Origin of the sequence: Streptomyces sp. NPDC003456 (assembly GCF_042878735.1) — a bacterium.
Lineage (GTDB): Bacteria > Actinomycetota > Actinomycetes > Streptomycetales > Streptomycetaceae > Streptomyces.
In genome coordinates this window covers 437,983-459,138 of sequence record NZ_JBIAOK010000007.1, presented here as the reverse complement: position 1 = coordinate 459,138, position 21,156 = coordinate 437,983, and the positions used below count along the sequence as shown (strand labels likewise).

Sequence of the window (21,156 nt, the reverse complement as noted above, 5' to 3'; positions counted from 1 at the left end):
GGACCGCTGCCGGCGCCGCCTGCGAGACTTGCCCCATGCGCATTGTGGTTCTGGCAGGCGGCATCGGTGGTGCCCGGTTCCTGCGCGGTCTGAAGCGGGCCGTGCCGGACGCGGACATCACGGTCATCGGCAACACCGGGGACGACATCCACCTGTTCGGGCTGAAGGTCTGCCCGGACCTGGACACGGTGATGTACACGCTCGGTGGCGGCATCAACGAGGAGCAGGGCTGGGGGCGCGCCGACGAGACCTTCCACCTCAAGGAGGAACTCGGCGCCTACGGCGTCGGGCCGGACTGGTTCGGCCTGGGCGACCGGGACTTCGCCACCCACATCGTGCGGACGCAGATGCTGGGTGCCGGGTTCCCGCTGAGCGCGGTGACCGAGGCGCTGTGCGACCGGTGGCGGCCGGGCGTGCGGCTGATCCCCATGTCGGACGACCGCGTCGAGACGCACGTGGCCGTCGAGATCGACGGCGAGCGCAAGGCGATCCACTTCCAGGAGTACTGGGTGCGGCTGCGCGCCTCGGTGCCCGCCGAGGCCGTCGTGCCGGTCGGCGCCGACCAGGCCAAGCCCGCGCCGGGCGTGCTGGAGGCCATCGCCGGGGCGGACGTGATCCTCTTCCCGCCGTCCAACCCGGTCGTCTCGATCGGCACGATCCTCGCGGTGCCGGGCATCCGCGAGGCCATCGCCGACGCGGGGGTGCCGGTGGTGGGGCTGTCCCCCATCGTCGGCGACGCGCCGGTGCGGGGCATGGCCGACAAGGTGCTCGCCGCCGTGGGCGTCGAGGCGACGGCGACGGCGGTGGCGGAGCACTACGGCTCGGGCCTGCTGGACGGCTGGCTCGTCGACACGGTGGACGCGGACGCCGTGGAGGCGGTCGAGGCGGCGGGGATCCGCTGCCGGGCCGTGCCGCTGATGATGACCGACGCCGACGCCACGGCCCGGATGGCCCGGGAGGCCCTGGAGCTGGCGGAGGAGGTGCGCGGCGCGTGAGCGGCGGGGAGCGGGGCGCCGCCGAGTACCGCGTGTGGGCCCCGGCCGGACTGCCCGAGGTGACGCCCGGGGACGACCTGGCCAAGCTGATCGCGGCCGCCGAGCCCGGGCTGGCCGACGGGGACGTGCTGCTCGTCACCTCGAAGATCGTGTCCAAGGCCGAGGGGCGGATCGTCCGGGCGGACGACCGGGAGGCCGCGATCGACACCGAGACCGTCCGGGTGGTCGCCCGGCGCGGTGCCCTGCGCATCGTGGAGAACCGGCAGGGGCTGGTCATGGCCGCCGCCGGGGTCGACGCCTCCAATACCCCCGCGGGCACCGTGCTGCTGCTGCCCGAGGACCCGGACGCCTCCGCCCGGGCGATCCGCGACGGGCTGCGGGACGCGCTCGGGGTGGAGGTCGGCGTCGTCGTCACCGACACGTCCGGACGGCCCTGGCGCGCCGGGCTCACCGACATCGCCGTCGGCGCGGCGGGCGTCCGCGTCCTGGACGACCTGCGCGGCGGCACGGACGCGCACGGCAATCCGCTCAGCGCCACCGTCGTCGCCACGGCCGACGAACTCGCCGCCGCCGGCGACCTGGTCAAGGGCAAGTCGGCGGGGCTGCCCGTCGCCGTGGTGCGCGGGCTCGCCCACGTGGTGGCGGGCGGCGACGGGGAGGGCGCGCGGGCCGTGGTGCGCGGCGCCCGGGACGACATGTTCCGCCTGGGCACCTCCGAGGCGGTCCGGCTGGCCGTGACCCAGCGCCGCACGGTGCGCGCGTTCACGGACGAGCCCGTCGACGCCGGTGCCGTCCGGCGGGCGGTGGCCGCGGCCGTCACGGCTCCGGCGCCGCACCACACCACGCCGTGGCGGTTCGTGCTGCTGGAGTCGCCCCGGTCGCGGACCCGGCTGCTGGACGCCATGCGGGACGCCTGGATCGCCGACCTGCGGCGGGACGGGAAGACGGAGGAGTCCGTCGCCAAGCGGGTGCGGCGCGGCGACGTCCTGCGCAACGCGCCCTTCCTGGTCGTCCCCTGCCTGGTCATGGACGGCGCGCACCACTACGGCGACGCCCGCCGGGACGGGGCCGAGCGCGAGATGTTCGTCGTCGCCGCCGGGGCCGGCGTGCAGAACTTCCTGGTCGCGCTGGCCGGGGAGCGGCTGGGCTCGGCGTGGGTGTCCTCGACGATGTTCTGCCGGGACGTGGTGCGCGAGGTGCTGGACCTGCCGGACCACTGGGACCCGATGGGGGCGGTGGCGGTCGGGCATCCGGCCGGGGAGCCGCCCGAGCGGCCCGCCCGGGACGCGGAGGCGTTCATCGAGGTGCGGTGATCAGGGCCGGGCGGGGCCTACCCTCGTAAGGCCCGCCCGGCACCGGTACTCGCATCCAGGGACTTCACTCATGGCAGGACGATTCGCTCCCCGGCCCACCCGCACGTCCGTGCGCGGTGGCCACGTCGCCGTGGGCGGGGGCGTGCCGCGGCCGGCGGCGGGGCCGGGGCTGGTGCGGGACTGGGTGCCCGGCGGGCCGCTCGACCTGGGGCTGGTGCTCGGGCCGCTGCGGCGCGGGCCCGGGGACCCGACGTTCCGCGCGACGCCGGACGGCTCGGTGTGGCGGGCCAGCCTCACCCCGGCCGGGCCGGGCACGCTGCGCGTGTGCGCCCACGGGAGCGGGGTGCGGGGGCAGGCCTGGGGGCCCGGGGCCGAGTGGCTGCTGGACCGGATGCCGGAGATGCTCGGGGCCGCGGACGAACCGTCGGCGTTCGTGCCGCGGCACCGGCTGCTGGCGACGGCGCAGCACCGGCGGCCCGGGCTCCGGCTGTCGCGCAGCGGGCTGGTGCTGGAGTCGCTGATCCCGTCGATCCTGGAGCAGAAGGTCACCGCGGACGAGGCGTACCGGGCGTGGCGGCTGCTGGTGCGCCGCCACGGCGAGCCCGCGCCGGGCCCGGCTCCCGAGCGGATGCACGTGATGCCGGCGCCGCGCACCTGGGCGCTGATCCCGTCGTGGGAGTGGCATCGCGCGGGCGTCGACAACAAGCGGGCGTCGACGATCCTGCGGGCCGTGCGGGTCGCCGCGCGGCTGGAGCAGGCGGTCGGGATGGAGCCCGCCGCCGCCCGGGCACGGCTGGAACTCGTGCCGGGGATCGGGCCGTGGACCTCCGCGGAGACGGTGCAGCGCAGTCACGGCGCCGCGGACGAGGTGACGGTCGGGGACCTGCACCTGCCCGGCATCGTGGGCTGGGCGCTGGCCGGGGACCGGGACGCGGACGACGCGGCGATGCTGGAACTGCTCGAGCCGTACGCGGGGCAGCGGCACCGGGCGGCGCGGCTGATCCTGCTGAGCGGACGGGTCCCGGCGCGCCGGGCGCCGAAGATGCCCCGGTGGGACATCGGGCGGTTGTGAGCCGCGGGGCGGGGCGGCCGGGCCGCCCCGCCCCGTGCGCGCTACTGGTCCGACGAGAAGCGGACCGCGCCCGCGGGGATACGGGCGTCGCACCATATGCGGGCGCCTTCGAGCAGTTCGTTGTCGGCGCCGATCACCGCGCCGTCGCCGATGACCGTGCCGGTGAGGACCGAGCGCTCGCCCACGCGGGCCCGGGTGCCGATCAGCGAGTCGGTGATCACGGCTCCCGGCTCGATGACCGCGCCCGGCAGGATCGTGCTGCCGAAGACCCTCGCGCCCTCGGCGACGAACGCGCCCTCGCCCACCACCGTGCCGCCGGACAGCTTGGCGTCGGAGGCGACCCGGGCCGTCGGCAGCACGAGGCGGTCACCGCAGCGGCCCGGGACGGCGGGCGACGGGGCCCGGCCCAGCACCAGGTCCGCCGAACCGCGCACGAACGCGGCCGGCGTGCCGAGGTCGAGCCAGTAGGTGGAGTCGACCATGCCCTGCAGGTGGGCCCCGGCGGCGAGCAGGTCGGGGAAGGTCTCCCGCTCCACCGACACCGGCCGGCCCTGCGGGATCGTGTCGATGACCGAGCGGCGGAAGACGTACGCCCCCGCGTTGATCTGGTCGGTGACGATCTCCTCGGGCGTCTGCGGCTTCTCCAGGAAGGCCAGGACCCTGCCCGTGTCGTCCGTGGGGACCAGGCCGTAGGCGCGCGGGTCGGTGACCTTGGTGAGGTGCAGGGAGATGTCGGCGCCCGACGTGGCGTGGGTGTCGACCAGGGCCCGGATGTCCAGGCCGGTGAGGATGTCGCCGTTGAAGATCAGGACCGGGTCGTCGGGCCCGGAGTGCAGCCGGGAGGCGACGTTGCGGATGGCTCCGCCGGTGCCGAGCGGCTCCTCCTCCGTCACGTACTCCAGGTGCAGCCCGAGCGCGGACCCGTCGCCGAAGTAGGGCTCGAAGACCTCGGCCAGGTAGGACGTGGCGAGGACGATGTGCTCGACGCCCGCCGCTCTCGCTCTGGCCAGCTGGTGCGTGAGGAAGGGCACCCCGGCCGCCGGGACCATGGGCTTGGGCGTGTGCACCGTGAGCGGGCGCAACCGGGTGCCCTTGCCGCCGACCAGGAGGATCGCTTCTGTCACGTGTCGTCTCTGCTTCCTGCCGGGACCGGCCGAACTGTCTTTCGGCCGGTCAGTGTATGCAGACCGTTCCGTGGCGCCTTCGCTGGCCGTGCGGCGTCCCGCCTCCCCTGCCCCGCTTGCCCCCCGGCGGCGGTGAACGTGTGCTCAGCGGCCCTGGTACGCGGCCGCCTTGGAGCGGGCCGAGCCGAGCTTCGCGTAGAGCTTCCCGCCGGGGCACTCCGTCTTGAAGCCGTCCCGGTGCCCCGAGATCACGTTCAGTCGTACTTTCTTACCTTTGCCGTAGAGGTTGCTGCCAGCCGACGTCAGCGTGGTCTTCTTCTTCGGGTTCATCCCGTGCAGCCCGAGCTTCCAGGCACTGAGCCGGGCGACGGCCTTGACCGCGGACTTGGACGGCTTCTTCGAGCCGTACGTCCCGAGGACGGCGATCCCCATGCTGTTGCTGTTGAAACCAAGCGTGTGCGCGCCGAGGACGGGCTCGGCCACGCCGCCGGCCCGGCCCTCGTAGATCTTTCCGCACTTGTCGACGACGAAGTTGTAGCCGATGTCCCGCCAGCCCATGCTCCTGACGTGGTAGCGGTAGATACTGCGGATGAGTGAGGGGACCTGCGAGCAGCTGTAGCCGTTGCCGCTGGCCGTGTGGTGCACGAAGGCCGCCTTGACCTTCGCCGTGTACTTGAAGCCCGACTCGCGCAGTCCTTCGTCCGCGCCCCAGCCGCGGCGCGTGACGATGGCGGGGCGGGGGCCGATGTACGGCTTGGCCCGCGGTGCGCCGGCCGCGCCCGCCGCGGCGAGCGCGAAGAGCTCCTGCTCGGTCTCGGCACGGCTGAGGGCCGCGATCCCGGTGGCGCCGGAGGCGGCGAGGCCTGCGTTGGCGGCGGCGGCCTCGGCGGCCGCGGAGCTCTCGGCGGCGGCGCCCGCCGTGCGGGAGCCCTCGGCGGACGTGGCGTCCTCGCCCGGGTCGACGAGTTCGAGACGGAGTCCGGCGGGGAGCGGGAGCGCGGCCGGCACACCGCGGGCGTCCGTCTCCTGCCGGGCGTCCTCCTGCACGGCCTCGGAGCGGACCCGCAGTTCCACGCCGTCGGAGTCGCCCACCCACAGGGGTGCCGTGGCGCCGCGCACCCGGTCGGAGGCGGCTTCGGCGGTGTCCCGGTCGGCGGCGTGCTCGGTGTTGTGCGTCTCCAGGTCCTGCCAGCCCGACCAGGCGCCGGTGGCCGCGGCGCGGGTGCGGACCTGGGCGCGGCCGTGCAGTTCGGCCGCGGGGTCGTCCCAGACGACGCCGACGAGGGAGAAGTGGCGTACGGAACGGCGGGGCACCACCTGCTCGGTGGCGGGGGCGGAGGGGGTGGCGCGGTCGCGGGCGGAGGGCTCCAGGGGGAGGGACTGGGTGCTGCCGGGGGTGGCGGGCCCGGCGCCGCGAGGGGCCGGCGCACCGGCGGTGTCCGCGTCGGCCGCGGGTCTCGCCGCCGTGGCGGCGTCCGCGGTCGGCGCCGGGCTCGCGGTCGCCGCGGCGGCGGGCGGGGTGAGGGGAAGGGCCAGGGCGGCCGCACAGGTGACACCGATCGAGGAAGCAAGGAATCCACGCATGCCCCTGATCTTGGACATAGTCATACAAGTCTGTCCATCGGGGATATGACGGGCTGTCGGCCCGGATTCCGCCGAACCGGTGGCGCATTCGGGGCGGGGCGGTGGGCCGTCCCTTGGGCGCGGGCCCGGGGGTTGCGTACGCTTGCGCGGGTGAACGCCACCGATCGCACCCCTGCCGACCTGCTGGCTTCCGCGCTCGCCGCGGACCCGGGACGCCCCCTGGTGACCTTCTACGACGACGCGACCGGCGAACGGGTCGAGCTGTCCGTGGCCACCTTCGCCAATTGGGTGGCCAAGACCTCGAACCTGCTCCAGGACGAGCTGTCGGTCGAACCCGGGGACCGGGTGGCCCTGCTGCTGCCGGCGCACTGGCAGACGGCGGTGTGGCTGCTGGCGTGTGCGTCGGTGGGTGTCGTCGCGGACATGGCCGGGGACGTGCGGGCCGCCGACGTGGTGGTGAGCGGCCCCGAAGGGCTGGAGGCGGCCCGGGGCTGCTCCGGGGCGCGGATCGCGATGGCGCTGCGGCCGCTCGGCGGGCGGTTCCCGCAGGTGCCCGAGGGCTTCGTCGACTACGCGGTGGAGGTGCCGGGGCAGGGCGACCGGTTCGTGCCGTACGCGCCGGTGGATCCGGACGGGCCCGCGCTGATCGTGGCGGGCCGGGAGTTCAGCGGGGCCGAGGTGGTCGAGCGGGCCCGGGCGGAGGCGACCGGCCTGGGTCTGACCGGGCCCGGGTCGCGCATCCTGTCGGGGCTCGGCTTCGACACCTGGGAGGGTCTGCACGCGGGCCTGTACGGGCCGTTGGCGACCGGCGGCTCGGTGGTGCTGTGCCGGAACCTGGACCGGGCCGGCGCCGGGGTCCTGGACAAGCGGATCGAGAGCGAGCGCGTCACGACGGTCGCCCAGGGCTGAACCGGCCCGCCGGACCGCGTGCGCCGGGACCCGCCCGAGTGACCGAGCGGGGCCGCAGGCCCGGGTGCGTCACGCGGGCCGGACCGGGCCGCCGTGGCCTGGGGACCGGTCCCGTTCGCCCGTTCGGCCCATCCCCACCCCTCGCCCGGGGCCCGTCCGGGCCATCGTCGTAGGAGCAGTGCGTACGTTCCTACGTCAGGAGGGGTGGTCCCTGCCGTGGCCGACACAGGAGGGCAGGGACCGGTGCTGGGGCCGGTCGCCGGGGCCTCGGCCGGCGGCGGGGGCCTGGCGCGGCGGCGACGGCGGCGGTGGGTGCGGATCGCCGCGTTCTCCTTCACCGGCGTCGTCCTCGTGGCCGCGGGCGCGAGCTGGGCCGTCTACGCGAAGCTCAGCGGGAACATCACCCCGGACGAGGCCGCCGCGGCCGAGCTGGCGCGATACGAGAAGGAGCGGCCCACCGCGCTCGTGAAGGACGCCCGGAACATCCTGCTCATCGGGTCGGACTCGCGCGAGGGCACCGACAACGCCCGCTACGGGCGGGACTCGGGCACCGAGCGGTCCGACACCGCGATCCTGCTGCACCTGTCCGCGGGCCGCGGCCGGGCGACGGCCGTGTCCCTCCCCCGCGACCTGATGGTCCACGTGCCGGGCTGCCGCCGCCCGGACGGGTCCCGCAGCGCGCCCCGGTTCACCATGTTCAACCAGGCGTTCCAGGTGGGCGGTTCGGCGTGCACGATCCGCACGGTGGAGAAACTCACCCGAATCCGGGTGGACCACCACGTCGTGGTCGACTTCCACGGCTTCAAGGAGATGGTCGACGCGGTCGACGGCGTCCAGGTGTGCCTGCGGGAGCCGATCGACGACCGGGCCGCGAAGCTGCGGCTGCCCGCGGGGCGGGTCACCCTCAACGGCGAGCAGGCCCTCGGTTACGTCCGCGCCCGCAAGTCCCTCGGGGACGGCAGCGACACCGAGCGGATGGAACGCCAGCAGCACTTCCTCGGGGCACTCGTCACCAAGGTGCGCAGCAATGACGTACTGCTGAATCCGGCGAAGCTCTATCCCGTGCTGGACGCCGCCACGTCCTCCCTCACGACGGACCCGGATCTGGCGAGCCTGCGCGGTTTGTACGAACTTGTGCGCGGCCTGCGCGACATCCCCATCGAACACGTGCAATTCCTGACCGTGCCCCGGGAGTCGTACGCCCTCGACGCCAATCGCGACCAGCTCGTGGAGCCCGAGGCGGAGGAGTTGTTCGAGCGGCTGCGCACCGACAGTCCGGTGGTCGTGGCGGGAAACGTACCCCCCGGTTCCGCCCCCGACCGGCCTCGCGACGGGCGCGGCGCCTCGAACGGAGAACCGCACCGGGAGCCTTCGGCGCAGCCGTCCGTCGCCGTTTCCCCGCCTCCGACGTTCCGGGGGAACACGGCGGCCGAACACTCCTGTGAGTAAAGCGGGTCCCAAGGCGATCCGGGGCAACACACTCTTCATCTGGGAAATGGGCGAATTGCCCAGGTGTAGGGACGTGGAATGTGTCACCGTCGTCGTTCGACGCCGAAGCGGGCCGTTAGTGTGAGCGATCCGGTGCGCCCGGCTTCCGAGGAACGGTCCTCGAGCCGCGCACTGCGACCGAGACCCGGGCGCCTGGAGGGGGAAGGCGCCGCGTGCCCCGACGGAGGAATCAGGCAACCGTGGACGCGCAAGGCCGTGGGCGGGCGGACGACATCGACCCCGCCGACCAGTGGGTGCTCAACCCGAACACCGGCGAATACGAACTGCGACTGGGCCCTTCCGCACCGCAGTCGGCGGTGCCCGGACCCCGCAGGCCGCGGTCCTCCGACGCGGCCCCGCCGGCCCGCGGCCGCAAGGAGGCCGCCGGACGCCCGCGCCGCGAAGGCTCGGGCCGGGAGGGCTCGGGCCGGGAGGCCGCGAGGCGCGAGGGCGCCGGCCGGGAAGGCGCGAGGCGTGAGGGCGCCGGCCGGGAGAACCGGAGCCGGGAGACCGGGCGCCGCGATCCTCAAGGGCGAGAGGCCGCGAGGCGCGAGGGGGCGGCGCGCGAGGGCGCGGGGCGGGCCGTGCCGCCGCCGCGCAGACGCCGCGGGGCACCGGAGGAGCCGCCGCCGGGACGCCGGGGCAGGCGGCCGGTCAAGAAGTCCTCCAAGGGCAAGAAGATCCTGCTGTGGACCGGCGGCACGATGGCCTTCGTGCTGGTCGCCGGGGCGGGCGCCGCGTACCTCTACGTCCAGCACCTCAACGACAACATCGCCTCCGTCTCCGACGACGGCGCCAGCACCGGTGGCTTCGAGAAGGACAAGGCCATCAACATCCTGCTGATCGGCACGGACAAGCGCACCGGCAAGGGCAACGAGAGCTACGGCGACGCGGGCAGCGTCGGGCACGCCGACACCACGATCCTGCTGCACGTCTCCAAGGACCGGTCGAACGCCACCGCGCTGAGCATCCCGCGCGACCTCATCGTGGACGTGCCGGACTGCCCGACCACGCAGGACGACGGTTCGCAGAAGGTCATCCCCGGCACCCAGCGGGTCCGCTTCAACACCAGCCTCGGCCAGGACGGCCGCACCCCCAGCTGCACCATGCGGACCGTGACCGAGCTGACGGGGGTCAAGCCGGACAACTTCATGGTGGCCGACTTCAACGCGGTCAAGACGCTGACCAGCGCGGTCGGCGGGGTCGAGGTCTGCCTGGGCAAGGACATCGACGACCCGGACTCCCACCTGAAGCTGTCGAAGGGCACGCACACCATCGAGGGCGAGCAGGCGCTGGCCTTCGTGCGCACCCGGCACGCCGTGGGCTTCGGCGGCGACCTGAGCCGGATCGGGCTGCAGCAGCAGTTCCTGAGCGCGCTGATGCGCAAGCTGAAGTCCAACGACACGCTGACCAGCCCGCAGAAGATGCTCGACCTGGCCGAGGCCGGCACCGAGGCGCTCACCGTCGACTCGCAACTGGACAGCATCGGCAAGCTGAAGGACCTCGGCCTGGAGCTGGGCAAGCTCAACGTCAAGAACCTGACGTTCACCACCGTGCCCGTCATCGACAACCCGACGGAGAAGGTGAAGGCGACGGTCGTCCTCGACGACTCGAAGGCGACCCAGGTCTTCAACATGATCCGGAACGACGTCTCCTTCACCGCCGTCAAGCAGAAGAAAAAGAAGGAGGCGGCCGCGGTCGCCGCGCGGCTGAAGGGCAGCAAGGCCCCGGCCTCGGAGGTGCGGGTGCGGATCCTCAACGGCGGTGCCGTCTCCGGCAGCGCGCAGAAGATGCTCCAGTACCTCCAGGTCGAAGAGGGCGTGACCAAGTCGGAGAACGCCGGCAACGCGCCCGAGGCCCTGAAGAGGACGACCCTGGAGTACGCCCCCGAACAGGCCGGCCAGGCCCGCCGCCTGGCCGCCATCATGGGCCTGTCCGGCTCCGCCATGAAGCCCGGCGACAGCGTCACCAACTCCCAGGGCCTGCCCGCCATCACCCTCACCCTCGGCAAGGACTTCGAGGGCGCGGGGGTGCCGCTCACGGCTCCGGACAAGGCGCCGGAGGGCGTCGACAAGTCCACGGCCGACAAGGTCGAGTGCGCCAAGTGACGTGACGGGCCTGTCCCGCGTCCTACAGGGCATACGGCAGACCGCGTCCGATGACGTGGGCGAGGGTCGCGGGGCGGAGGAGCGGGGGAGAGATGGCGCAGGGCAGCAGTGTGTTCGGGGAGGGGACGAAACGAGGTCCCGTGCCGCGCCGGCCGGCGGACGGGGCGGACGGCAGGGCGGGCGGACCGGACGGTGAGGCAGGCGGCCCGGACGGCGGGGCGGGGGGCTCCGGACGTACGGGCGGCGGCACGGGCGGCCGGCCGCCGCGCGACCGCGGGCGCCGTGTGCTGCGCTGGTCGGCCCTCGGGCTGTCCGCGCTCGTGCTCGTCACGGCCGGGGCGGGCTACCTCTACTACGAGCACCTGAACGGCAACATCCACAAGGGCGAGCGCAGCAGCGGCGACTCCAAGGCGCTCAGGGCCCGGCCGAACGCGGCCGGGCAGACACCGCTGAACATCCTGCTGATCGGCTCCGACAGCCGCAATTCCGACGCCAACGTGCGGCTGGGCGGCAGCCGGGACAGCCGCGGCAATCCCCCGCTGGGCGACGTGCAGATGCTGATCCACCTGTCCGCGGACCGCGAGAGCGCGTCCGTGGTGAGCATCCCGCGCGACACCCGGGTCGACATACCCGAGTGCACCGACCCGGACAGCGGCCGGACGTACCCGCCGGTCAACACCATCATCAACGCCTCCCTGGCCCGGGGCGGGGCGGGCTGCACGCTGGCGACGTGGGAGAACCTCACCGGCGTCTACATCGACCACTGGATGACGATCGACTTCGCGGGCGTGGTGCGCATGGCCGACGCCGTCGGCGGGGTCGAGGTGTGCGTGCGGCAGAACGTGTGGGACCGTCCCCTGCCCGGCGTGCCCGGCGGCTCGGGGCTCAAGCTGAAGGCCGGCCACCGCAAGGTGCAGGGCGAGCAGGCGCTGCAGTGGCTGCGCACCCGCCACGCGTGGGGCAGCGACCCGCTGCGGGCCCGGGCGCAGCACATGTACATGAACTCGATGATCCGCACGCTCAAGGCGCAGAACGTGTTCACCGACACCGGCCGGCTCACGGACCTGGCGGAGGCGGCCACCAGATCGCTGCACGTCTCCGAGGAGATCGGCACGGTCAAGAAGCTGTACGACCTCGGTACGCAGCTCAGGACCGTCCCCACCGACCGCATCACCATGACGACGCTGCCCACGGCCCCCGACCCCCAGGACGCCAACCACCTGGTCCCGGCGGGTGCCGACGCCGACCGGGTGTGGGAGCTGCTCCGCGACGACGTGCCCTTCGACGGCAAGGGCGCCCGGCGGGCGGCCGGGAAGCCCCGGGCGAAGACCTCCCGGGACCCGGCGGCTCCGGACGGGGAGATCGGGGTGCTGGTGCGCAACGCGACGCGTTCCGCCGCCCTCGGGCCGGTCGGCGGACGGGCGGCCGCCGTGGCGCGGACCCTCACCGGGAAGGGCTTCGCCAAGGCCGCCGCGGACACCTCCGGCGCGCTCGCCGAGGAGCGGACCGTGGTGCGCTACCCCGGCACCGACCTGGAGGGCGACGCCCGGCGCGTCGCCAAGTCCCTGGGCATACCGGCGAGTTCGGTGCGCCGGTCGACGGACGTCTCCGGTGTCACGGTCGACGTGGGCGCCGACTGGCGCACGGGCACGGCGTATCCGAAGCCGCGGCGTGCCGAGGCCGGGCGCCTGCCCGGTGACGCGGACGCGCTCAACGGCTCGGACACCGGCGGGTGCATGGACGTCTACAAGCCCTACCGCTGGTAGCGCGCGGCGCCGTACACGCACACCGGTCCGCCGAACTGCCGTTCCCGGACTTGGGTGGTATTGCCCGATGTAGGGATGTCGAATTTGTCATTCGGCGCACACCGACGTTCAACTGGGCGGATAGTGTGAGCGATCCAGTGCTTCTGTGATGACCGAGTACCCGTGCGCCTCCCGGGGGGAGGGGCGCCGCGTGCCCCGACGGAGGAAACAGCGACCGTGGACGCGCAACGCCGTGGGCGGGGGGAACGGATGGACCCCGCGGACCAGTGGGTGCTCAACCCGAACACCGGTGAATACGAACTGCGACTGACACCTTCCGCACCGCAGTCGCCCGGCGGCCGGGCACCCGGATCCGCGACCGCCGCGCGTACGGCGCCCCGCTCCGGTGCCCAGCGCCCGGCGGGTTCCCGGGCGGCGGGTTCCCGCGCGGGCGGCGCCACCCGGACCGACGTGCCGCCGCAGCGCAGGCGGCGCACCGAGCCCGCCGAGCCCCCGGCCGGGCGGCGCGGAGGCCGCCGGCCCGCGCAGCAGAAGCCCCGGCGGGCCAGGAAGGCGCTGCTGTGGACCGGCGGCACGATGGCCTTCGTGCTGGTGGGCGTGGCCGCCGCCGGCTACCTGTACCTCAAGCACCTCGAGGGCAACGTCACCACCACCGACGTCGGCAACGCCGGCGCCTCGAACTTCAGCAAGGACGAGGCGTTCAGCATCCTCGTCATCGGCACGGACAAGCGCACCGGCGCGGGCAACGAGGGCTACGGCGACAAGGGCAGCGTCGGGCACGCCGACACCACCATCCTGCTGCACGTCGCCAAGGACCGCTCCAACGCCACCGCGCTCAGCATCCCCCGCGACCTGATCGTGGACATCCCGGACTGCCCGACGAAGCTGGAGGACGGCTCGGAGAAGGTCGTCGCCGGGGTGCGGGGCGTCCGCTTCAACCGCAGCCTCGGGGAGGGCGGCCGGGACCCGGGCTGCACGATGCGCACGGTGGAGGAGAACACCGGCATCTCCGTCGACCACTTCATGATGGCGGACTTCAACGCCGTGAAGACGCTGACGACGGCGGTCGACGGCGTCGACGTGTGCGTGGAGAAGCCGGTCAACGACAAGGACTCCAAACTCGTGCTGCCCGCGGGCGAGTCGACGGTCGAGGGCGAGCAGGCCCTCGCCTTCGTCCGCACGCGCAAGAGCTTCGGCAACAGCGGTGACCTCGACCGGATCAAGGTGCAGCAGCAGTTCCTCGGCTCGCTGATGCGCAAGATGTCCTCCGGCGACACCCTCACGAGCCCGTCCAAGCTGCTGAAGCTGGCCGAGGCCGCGACCGAGGCGCTGACGGTGGACAAGGCGATCGGCTCGGTCGGCACGCTCAAGGACGTGGCGCTGGAGCTGAAGAAGGTGCCGACGAAGAACATCACCTTCACCACCGTCCCCGTGAAGGACAACCCGGCGGAGACGGTGAAGGCGACGGTCGTCCTCGACGAGTCGAAGGCCCCCCAGGTGTTCGACATGATCAGCAACGACGTCTCGTTCACCGAGGTCAAGAAGCAGCGGAAGAAGGAGAAGGACGCCGCGGCCGCCCGGCTGAAGGGCGACCAGGCGCCGGCCTCGGAGGTGCGGGTGCGGATCCTCAACGGCGGTGCCGTCTCCGGCAGCGCGCAGAAGATGCTCCAGTACCTCCAGGTCGAGGAGGGCGTGACCAAGTCGGAGAACGCCGGCAACGCGCCCGAGGCCCTGAGGAAGACGACCCTGGAGTACGCCCCCGAACAGGCCGGCCAGGCCCGCCGCCTGGCCGCCATCATGGGCCTGTCCGGCTCCGCCATGAAGCCCGGCGACAGCGTCACCAACTCCCAGGGCCTGCCCGCCATCACCCTCACCCTCGGCAAGGACTTCAAGGGGGCGGGAGTGAAACTGAACGCACCGGCCGAGGCGCCGGACGTGGAGAGGTCCACGGCCGACAAGGTCACGTGCGCGAGTTGACCCGCTGAGGGCAACTGACGGGCCCGTCGTGCGTCTAACAGGAGGCAGGACGGGCCTGCTGCATGCGCCGGGGGGCGGGAAGGACCGGGGAAGTGACGCAGAGCGGTGTGCGGGAGGACGGAGCGCGACAGGGCGTCCGTGAACCGGGAGCGGAGAAGACGGTGCCGGACGAGGATCCCGCCGACGACGGGACGACGTCCCGCCACGACGCGTCCGCCGGCGGGCAGACGGCCTCGGCGGACGAGGACACGCCCGCCGCAACCCCGAAGGCGCCCCGGCCCCGGGCCGCTTCGGCGCGCCGCCGCACCCGCCGCAGCGGCGACGGCGGCGGCGGGCCGGACGCCGGCCCGCCGCCGGACGGCGACACTCCCCCGGACGGCGCCTCCTCCATGACGCCCGGTTCCTCCCTCCCCGGGCCCCCCGCCACCGACGACGCCCCCTCTCGCGAGGACGCTTCCTCCACCGATGACGCCCCCTCTCCCGAGGACGCTTCCTCCCCCGGTGCCTCCTCCCCCGGTGGAGGCTCCGGCGACGGCAACGGCGGTGGCGGGGCGGCGGGGCGGGTGCGGCGCGGTGGACGGCCGCCTCGGCGGCGGGCGCTGAAGTGGGCCTCCGCCGTGCTGGCCCTGCTGATACTCGGGACCGCCGGAGCGGGCTACCTCTACTACCGGCACCTCAACGGCAACATCAAGAAGGACGCCCTGAACCTCGGCGACGGCAAGGTCGCCGCCCCCACCCCCAACGCCGCCGGGCAGACCCCGCTGAACATCCTGCTCATCGGGTCCGACGCCCGGGACACCGAGGAGAACCAGAAACTCGGCGGTGCCCGCGAGACGTTCGGCTCGACCCCGCTCGCCGACGTCCAGATGCTGCTGCACGTGTCGGCCGACCGCAGCAACATGTCGGTCATCAGCATGCCGCGCGACACCCTGGTCGAGATCCCCAAGTGCACCGACCCGGACGACGGGAAGGTCTACCCGGCCACCCGGGGCCGGACGATGACCAACCAGAGCCTCGGCCACGGCGGTCCCGGCTGCACCGTCGCCACCTGGCAGGAGCTGACCGGCATCCACATCGACCACTTCATCATGGTCGACTTCGCCGGAGTCGTGTCGATGGCCGACGCGGTCGGCGGTGTGCCCGTCTGCGTGGACGCCAACATCCACTCCCGCACCTCCGACGGCAAGGGCTCGGGCCTGAAGCTGAAGAAGGGCACCACGTACATCCAGGGCGAGCAGGCCCTGCAGTGGCTGCGCACCCGCTACGGCTTCGAGGACGGCAGCGACCTCGCCCGCTCCAAGGCCCAGCACATGTACATGAACGCGATGGTCCGCCAGCTGCGCGAGAACGCCACCCTCAGCAGCCCCAACAAGCTGCGCAGGCTCGCCGAGGAGGCCACCCGGGCGCTGACCGTCGACCCGGGCCTGGACACCGTCAGGAAGCTCTACGACCTCAGCGACCAGCTGCGGATGGTCGAGCCGGCGCGCATCACCATGACCACCATGCCCAACCGGTACGTCGGCGCCCGGGTCGAGCCCACCGAGGACGCCGAGCAGCTGTTCCGGCTGGTGCGCGAGGACATCGCGCTGGACGGCAGGGACAAGCCCGAGCCGGCGCCGGACCGGACCTCCGACGACCCGGCCGCCGCCGACGCCGAGATCGCCGTGCAGGTCCGCAACGGCACCCGCACCGACACCCTCGCCCCGGCGAGCGGCCGGACCAGCACGGTCGCCGGGCTGCTGAAGGAGCGGGGCTTCACCCAGGCCGTCGCCGACACCGACGGCTCCTGGAGCGAGAAGACCACCGTCGTCCGCTACCCCAGCGCCGACCTGGAGGGCGACGCCCAGCGCGTGGCCAGGGCCCTCGGGATCCCGCTGGGTTCGGTGAAGCGGTCGACCGAGGTCAGCGGCGTCACCCTCGTCGTCGGCGCGGACTGGCGTACGGGCGACGCCTACGAGGCACCGGAGCGCAGCGACCGGACACCCGAGTCGGCGCAGGCACTCAACGGGGCGAACGACAAGGCCTGCATGAAGGTGAGCCCCGGCTTCACCTGGTGACGGCGACGGGCCCCTCCCCGCGCGGGAAGGGGCCCGTGGGCGGCACCCGTGAACGGACGGCGCGTCAGCCGGCGGCCGCGTCCGCGCGGACCGCCGGGCGCCGGGAGGCGATGACCTTCCTGGCCAGTGACCGGGGGCTGGTCAGGAAGCCCCAGCCCCAGGACATGTGCATCGTGGCGAGCGCCACCGGGATCTGCAGCCGCGCCTTCAGCGGCAGCCCCTTGCCCGCCGGCACCGAGCCGAGCACGATCGCCGCGAGGTAGCCGCCGGGGACCACGAAGCCCCACGGCGTCAGCAGGGCGCCCACCACGGTCCCGGCCGCGATCGCGCAGACGGCGGTCGGCGGGGCCAGGTAGCGCAGGTTGATGGAGCCCTCGTGGTAGCGGGCGACGACGTGCCGCCAGCGGCCGTAGTCCTTGTACTGCTTGGCGAGCGCCTTCACGCTGGGCCGCGGCCGGTACGACACCTTCAGTTCGGGTGAGAACCAGATCAGCCCGCCGGCCTCACGGATGCGGAAGTTCAGCTCCCAGTCCTGGGCGCGGATGAACTCCACGTTGTAGCCGCCCTGTTGCTCCAGCGCCTCGCGCCGGAACACCCCCAGGTACACCGTCTCGGCCGGGCCCGCCTGGCCGCCGGTGTGGAAGGCGGCGTTGCCGACCCCGATCTTCGAGGTCATCGCGGCGGCGACGGCGTGCTCCCAGTCGTTCTCGCCCTCGGCGTGCATGATGCCGCCGACGTTCTGCGCGCCGGTCTCCTCCAGGAGCCGTACCGCGGTGGCGATGTAGTTCGGCGAGAGCATGCCGTGGCCGTCGACGCGGACGACGATCGGGTGCCGGGAGGCGTTGATCGCGGCGTTCAGCGCGGCGGGCGTACGGCCCGTGGGGTTGGGGACGGTGTGCACGCGCGGGTCTTCGGCCACGAGCTCGGCGGCGATCTCGTCCGTGCGGTCCGTGGACGGACCGAGGGCGATCACGACCTCCATCTCGCCGGCGTACTCCTGCGCGAGGATCGCTTGGACTGCTCCCCGCAAGTGCCGCTCCTCGTTGAGGACGGGCATGATCACGGAAACGGCGGGGAGCCGCACGTCGGGATTGGCGTTCATAGGGGGCTCACGTTACCGCGAACGGGGGACACCGGTGCGCGCCGCCGGGGCGCTGCCGCGGGCCGCAGATCGTATCGGCCTACGGTTTCACGGATCCCACGTACGGCCGTCGTCCGGAGGTGCCCCATGCCCACGCCGCCGCGGTCCCCTCGGTCCACCGCCGCCCCGCAACGCCGTCCCCAGCCCCCCTCCCGGCGGGGCCCGCGCCGGCCCGCGCCGCCCGGACGCGGGCGCCGGCCCCGCTGGGGCCTGCGGATCGTCACCACGCTGTCGGTGGTGGTCCTCGCCTCGGCCGGGATCGGGCACGCGGTGATGACGAGCCTGGACGCGGACATCGCCCGAGTCGATCCCTTCAAGGACATGAAGAACCGCCCTCAGGCCGGTCACGGCATGAACGTCCTGCTGGTCGGCACCGACGGCCGCGACCGGATCAGCAGGGAGGAGCGGCGCAAGTACCGGCTGGGCGGCGCTCCCTGCCACTGCACGGACACGATGATGATCGTGCACATCTCCGAGGACCGGGAGCGGGCCAGCGTGGTGAGCCTGCCGCGCGACTCCTACGCCGTCACGCCGGCGCACGTCGACCGCACCTCGGGCGAGCGGCACCGCGGGCACCCGGTGAAGCTGAACGCGGCGTACGCCGAGGGCGGGCCGCAGCTGACCGTGCGCACGGTGGAGAGCATGACCAAGGTGAAGATCGACCACTACCTGGAGGTCGACTTCACCAGCTTCATGAAGACCGTCGACGTGGTGGGTGGTGTGCAGATCTGCACCGCCGACCCGCTCAAGGACGGCTACACCGGCCTGAACCTGCCGGCCGGACGGCACACCCTCGCCGGCGGGCAGGCCCTGCAGTACGTGCGCGCCCGCCATGTCGACGGGGCGTCCGACCTGGGCCGGATGAAGCGGCAGCAGCGGTTCCTGGCGGCGCTCGTGGAGCGGGTCACCTCGTCCGGGATCCTGCTCAACCCGATGAGGTTCCGGGACGTGACCCGGGCGGTGCTCGGTTCGGTGCGCGCGGACAAGGGGTTCGGCACGGACGAGATGCTGGACCTGGGCCGGGCGATGCGGAACTTCTCCCCGTCGTCGTCCGAGTTCACCACCGTCCCGATCGGGCGGATGGGCTACGCCGTGAAGGGCGTCGGCTCGACGCTGAAGTGGGACCCGGTGAAGGCCGAGCGGCTCTTCCACGCCCTGCGCCAGGACCAGCCGCTGTCGGTGCACCGGCAGCGCGGCGCGGCCCTGATCGTCCCGGTCGCCCCGCAGCAGATCCGCGTCCAGGTGGAGAACGGCACCCGGACCGCCGGTCTCGGCCGCCGCGTGGACGCGGCCCTGGCGTCGACGGGCTTCCGCACCACCAAGACCCCGGTGAACTCGGCCGCCCGCGACATCAGGCGCACGGTCGTCGCCCACGACCCGCGCTGGGACCGCTCCGCGAAGTCCCTCGCCGCCGCCCTGCCGGGCAGTGAGCTGCGCCCGGTCAAGGGCCTGGGACCGACGCTGAAGGTGATCGCGGGCGCGGACTTCGAGCGGGTGCGCAAGGTGCGGGCCGAGGACCCGGGGCAGGGCGAGTTCGGCGTGGTGCGCGGCGACGAGGTGGCGTGCTCGTAGGGCCCTGCCCGGCAGGGGCTCCGGTGGCCTTCGGACGGGCGCCCGGCCCTTCGGGCGTCCCCGGCGGGGGCGCGGGGCGGGTCAGTCCTCGAAGCCCTCGGCCGCCCGCTTCTCGCGCAGTTCCATGATCGCCCGGCGGCGGGCCAGGCGGTGGGTGCGGCGGATCTGGGCCTCCTGGTAGCGGCGCTTGTCGCGCTCCGTCTCCGGCAGGACCGGGGGGACCCGGCGGGGCTTGCCGTCGGCGTCGACGGCGGCGAAGACGAGGTAGGCCGAGCCGACCTGGGTGGCCGGGGCGGACTCGTTCCAGCGTTCGGCCAGCACCCGGACACCGACCTCCATGGAGGTCCGGCCGGTCCAGTTGACCTGCGCCTTGACGTGCACCAGGTCACCGACGCGGACCGGCTCCAGGAAGGCCATCTCGTCCATGGAGGCCGTCACGGCCGGCCCGCCGGAGTGCCGTCCGGCCACCGCCCCGGCGGCGTCGTCGACCAGCTTCATGATCACCCCGCCGTGCACCGTCCCCAGAAGGTTCGTGTCGTTGTGGGTCATGATGTGGCTGAGGGTGGTGCGGGACGCCGAAGTCGGCTTGCCCGGGATCTCCGAAGCGCCGGAATCCGCAGCTGGGGCCTGGTCTGTCATGACCCCCACCTTATGCCGAGGCGCGCGGCGGGGAATTTGTGTCAGCTTGGCCACAGCCGTGCTCTGATTTTCCGACGACTCTTGTATGGCCCACCACCGGGACCTGCACACTGTTCGGCATGAATGATTGGCCCGAGGGGTTCTCCGGCGACAACCGCGGCAGCCGGTACGGACGGGGCAGCTCCAGCGCACAGCCCGAGAGCGCCCGTGTCATGCGGCAGGTCCGCCGCGGTCCGGCGGCACCGCCCGGGCCGGCCGGCTACGGCGGGGTGCCGCCGCAGCCGTCGTACGTCGACGGCGGCGGGTACGGACCCGGCGACGGCTACGACAGCGGCTACAACACCGGCCAGGTCTACGGCACGCCCGGTGGCGGGGGCCCCGGCGGTCCCGGCGACGGCCGGTACGAGCCGCGCCCCGCGCCCGACTGGCGCCGCCGCATCAAGATCACGGCGATCACGGTCGCGACGGTGCTGGTGGTGACGGGCGTCGGCACCTACTTCTGGGCCGACTCCAAGCTGAACCGCGAGGTCGACCTGTCGAAGGTCATCGACCGGCCGGACGCGGGCGAGGGCACGAACTACCTGATCGTCGGCTCCGACAGCCGCAAGGGCATGTCGGCCGAGGAGAAGAAGAAGCTGCACACCGGGTCCGCCGAGGGCAAGCGCACGGACTCGATGATGATCCTGCACACCGGCGGCGGCGCCCCGACGCTGATCTCGCTGCCGCGCGACTCGAACGTGACGATCCCGTCGTTCAAGGGCTCCGACTCCGGCAAGTTCTACCCGGCCTCGGGCCGCCAGACGAAGCTGAACGCGGCGTACGCCGAGGACGGCCCGGAGCTGCTGGTGCGCACGGTGGAGGCCAACACCGGGCTGCACATCGACCACTACGTGGAGATCGGCTTCGCCGGCTTCGCGAACATCGTGGACGCGGTCGGCGGGGTGGAGATGGACATCCCGCAGGACATCAAGGACACCAAGTCGGGCGCGGACCTCAAGAAGGGCAAGCAGACGCTGAACGGCGAGCAGGCCCTCGCCTTCGTCCGCACCCGCTACGCCCTCGCCGGCTCCGACCTGGACCGGACGAAGAACCAGCAGAAGTTCCTCTCGGCCCTGGCCAACCAGGTCGCCACCCCCGGCACGATCCTGAACCCCTTCAAGCTGTACCCGACCATGGGCGCGGGTCTGGACTCGCTGGTCGTCGACAAGGACATGGGCCTGTACGACCTGGCGTCGATGTTCTGGGCGATGAAGGGCGTCAGCGGCGGCGACGGCAAGTCCATGAACATGCCGATCGCGGGCAACAGCGCGAACGGCAACCTGCAGTGGGACACCGCGAAGGTGAAGACGCTGGTGAGCCAGCTGAAGAACGACGAGACGGTGACCGTCTCGGGCAACTGAGCAGGGCGCGG

At 73.2% G+C, this 21,156-nt stretch carries 15 protein-coding genes; 11 read left to right on the top strand and 4 right to left on the bottom strand.

From position 1 onward, the window contains the following. Positions 1–35: 35 nt before the first annotated feature. The 3 genes from cofD to ACFYWG_RS29450 all read left to right on the top strand — a co-directional run bounded on the left by cofD (position 36) and on the right by ACFYWG_RS29450 (position 3,380). Entirely contained in the window at positions 36–995 is a 960-nt protein-coding gene (cofD, locus tag ACFYWG_RS29460; protein WP_376332688.1) for a 2-phospho-L-lactate transferase, read from the top strand. Further along, positions 992–2,308 carry a coenzyme F420-0:L-glutamate ligase gene (locus ACFYWG_RS29455; protein ID WP_389204173.1) on the top strand — a complete coding sequence of 439 codons (1,317 nt, stop codon included), beginning with the start codon at positions 992–994 and terminating at the stop codon, positions 2,306–2,308. The genes cofD and ACFYWG_RS29455 overlap by 4 nt, the downstream gene beginning before the upstream one ends. Positions 2,309–2,378: 70 nt before the next feature. Further along, the gene (locus ACFYWG_RS29450; protein WP_389204172.1) at positions 2,379–3,380 is read left to right on the top strand and encodes a DNA-3-methyladenine glycosylase family protein; all 1,002 of its coding nucleotides are present in this window, start codon (positions 2,379–2,381) and stop codon (positions 3,378–3,380) included. 41 nt (positions 3,381–3,421) lie between these two features. Here ACFYWG_RS29450 and ACFYWG_RS29445 read toward each other — a convergent pair whose 3' ends face one another. Together ACFYWG_RS29445 and ACFYWG_RS29440 are read right to left on the bottom strand one after the other, a co-directional pair. Continuing rightward, positions 3,422–4,504: a sugar phosphate nucleotidyltransferase gene (locus ACFYWG_RS29445; protein ID WP_383506538.1), complete on the bottom strand. Its 1,083-nt coding sequence runs from the start codon at positions 4,502–4,504 to the stop codon at positions 3,422–3,424. Between the two features lie 144 nt (positions 4,505–4,648). Next, entirely contained in the window at positions 4,649–6,088 is a 1,440-nt protein-coding gene (locus ACFYWG_RS29440) for a peptidoglycan recognition protein (RefSeq protein WP_389204171.1), read from the bottom strand. 150 nt (positions 6,089–6,238) lie between these two features. On the opposite strand from ACFYWG_RS29440, the gene ACFYWG_RS29435 reads away from it, so the two are divergent. The 6 genes from ACFYWG_RS29435 to ACFYWG_RS29410 all read left to right on the top strand — a co-directional run bounded on the left by ACFYWG_RS29435 (position 6,239) and on the right by ACFYWG_RS29410 (position 16,393). Continuing rightward, positions 6,239–6,997, top strand: a complete 759-nt coding sequence (locus ACFYWG_RS29435) for a TIGR03089 family protein (RefSeq protein ID WP_383506532.1) — start codon at positions 6,239–6,241, stop codon at positions 6,995–6,997. 216 nt (positions 6,998–7,213) lie between these two features. Continuing rightward, positions 7,214–8,446, top strand: coding sequence for an LCP family protein (locus ACFYWG_RS29430; protein ID WP_383506529.1), 1,233 nt, complete (start codon positions 7,214–7,216; stop codon positions 8,444–8,446). Positions 8,447–8,685: 239 nt separating this feature from the next. Continuing rightward, entirely contained in the window at positions 8,686–10,593 is a 1,908-nt protein-coding gene (locus ACFYWG_RS29425) for an LCP family protein (RefSeq protein WP_389204170.1), read from the top strand. A 92-nt stretch (positions 10,594–10,685) separates the two neighbouring features. Next, positions 10,686–12,359: an LCP family protein gene (locus ACFYWG_RS29420; RefSeq protein WP_389204169.1), complete on the top strand. Its 1,674-nt coding sequence runs from the start codon at positions 10,686–10,688 to the stop codon at positions 12,357–12,359. A 216-nt stretch (positions 12,360–12,575) separates the two neighbouring features. Continuing rightward, positions 12,576–14,336 (top strand): LCP family protein, encoded by a 1,761-nt coding sequence (locus ACFYWG_RS29415; protein ID WP_385412202.1) that lies wholly within the window; start codon positions 12,576–12,578, stop codon positions 14,334–14,336. Between the two features lie 389 nt (positions 14,337–14,725). Then, positions 14,726–16,393, top strand: a complete 1,668-nt coding sequence (locus ACFYWG_RS29410) for an LCP family protein (protein WP_389204190.1) — start codon at positions 14,726–14,728, stop codon at positions 16,391–16,393. A 64-nt stretch (positions 16,394–16,457) separates the two neighbouring features. Here the strand turns inward: ACFYWG_RS29410 and ACFYWG_RS29405 are convergent, their stop codons facing one another. Beyond that, positions 16,458–17,495, bottom strand: a complete 1,038-nt coding sequence (locus tag ACFYWG_RS29405; RefSeq protein WP_383510824.1) for a glycosyltransferase family 2 protein — start codon at positions 17,493–17,495, stop codon at positions 16,458–16,460. A 126-nt stretch (positions 17,496–17,621) separates the two neighbouring features. Here ACFYWG_RS29405 and ACFYWG_RS29400 point away from each other — a divergent pair, with 126 nt between their 5' ends. Continuing rightward, a complete protein-coding gene (locus ACFYWG_RS29400) occupies positions 17,622–19,106 on the top strand; it encodes an LCP family protein (protein ID WP_385412205.1) in 1,485 nt (494 codons plus the stop codon). 81 nt (positions 19,107–19,187) lie between these two features. Here ACFYWG_RS29400 and ACFYWG_RS29395 read toward each other — a convergent pair whose 3' ends face one another. Then, positions 19,188–19,745 carry an acyl-CoA thioesterase gene (locus tag ACFYWG_RS29395; protein ID WP_376332706.1) on the bottom strand — a complete coding sequence of 186 codons (558 nt, stop codon included), beginning with the start codon at positions 19,743–19,745 and terminating at the stop codon, positions 19,188–19,190. 119 nt (positions 19,746–19,864) lie between these two features. On the opposite strand from ACFYWG_RS29395, the gene ACFYWG_RS29390 reads away from it, so the two are divergent. Further along, positions 19,865–21,145, top strand: coding sequence for an LCP family protein (locus ACFYWG_RS29390; RefSeq protein WP_376332708.1), 1,281 nt, complete (start codon positions 19,865–19,867; stop codon positions 21,143–21,145). Positions 21,146–21,156: the final 11 nt, after the last annotated feature.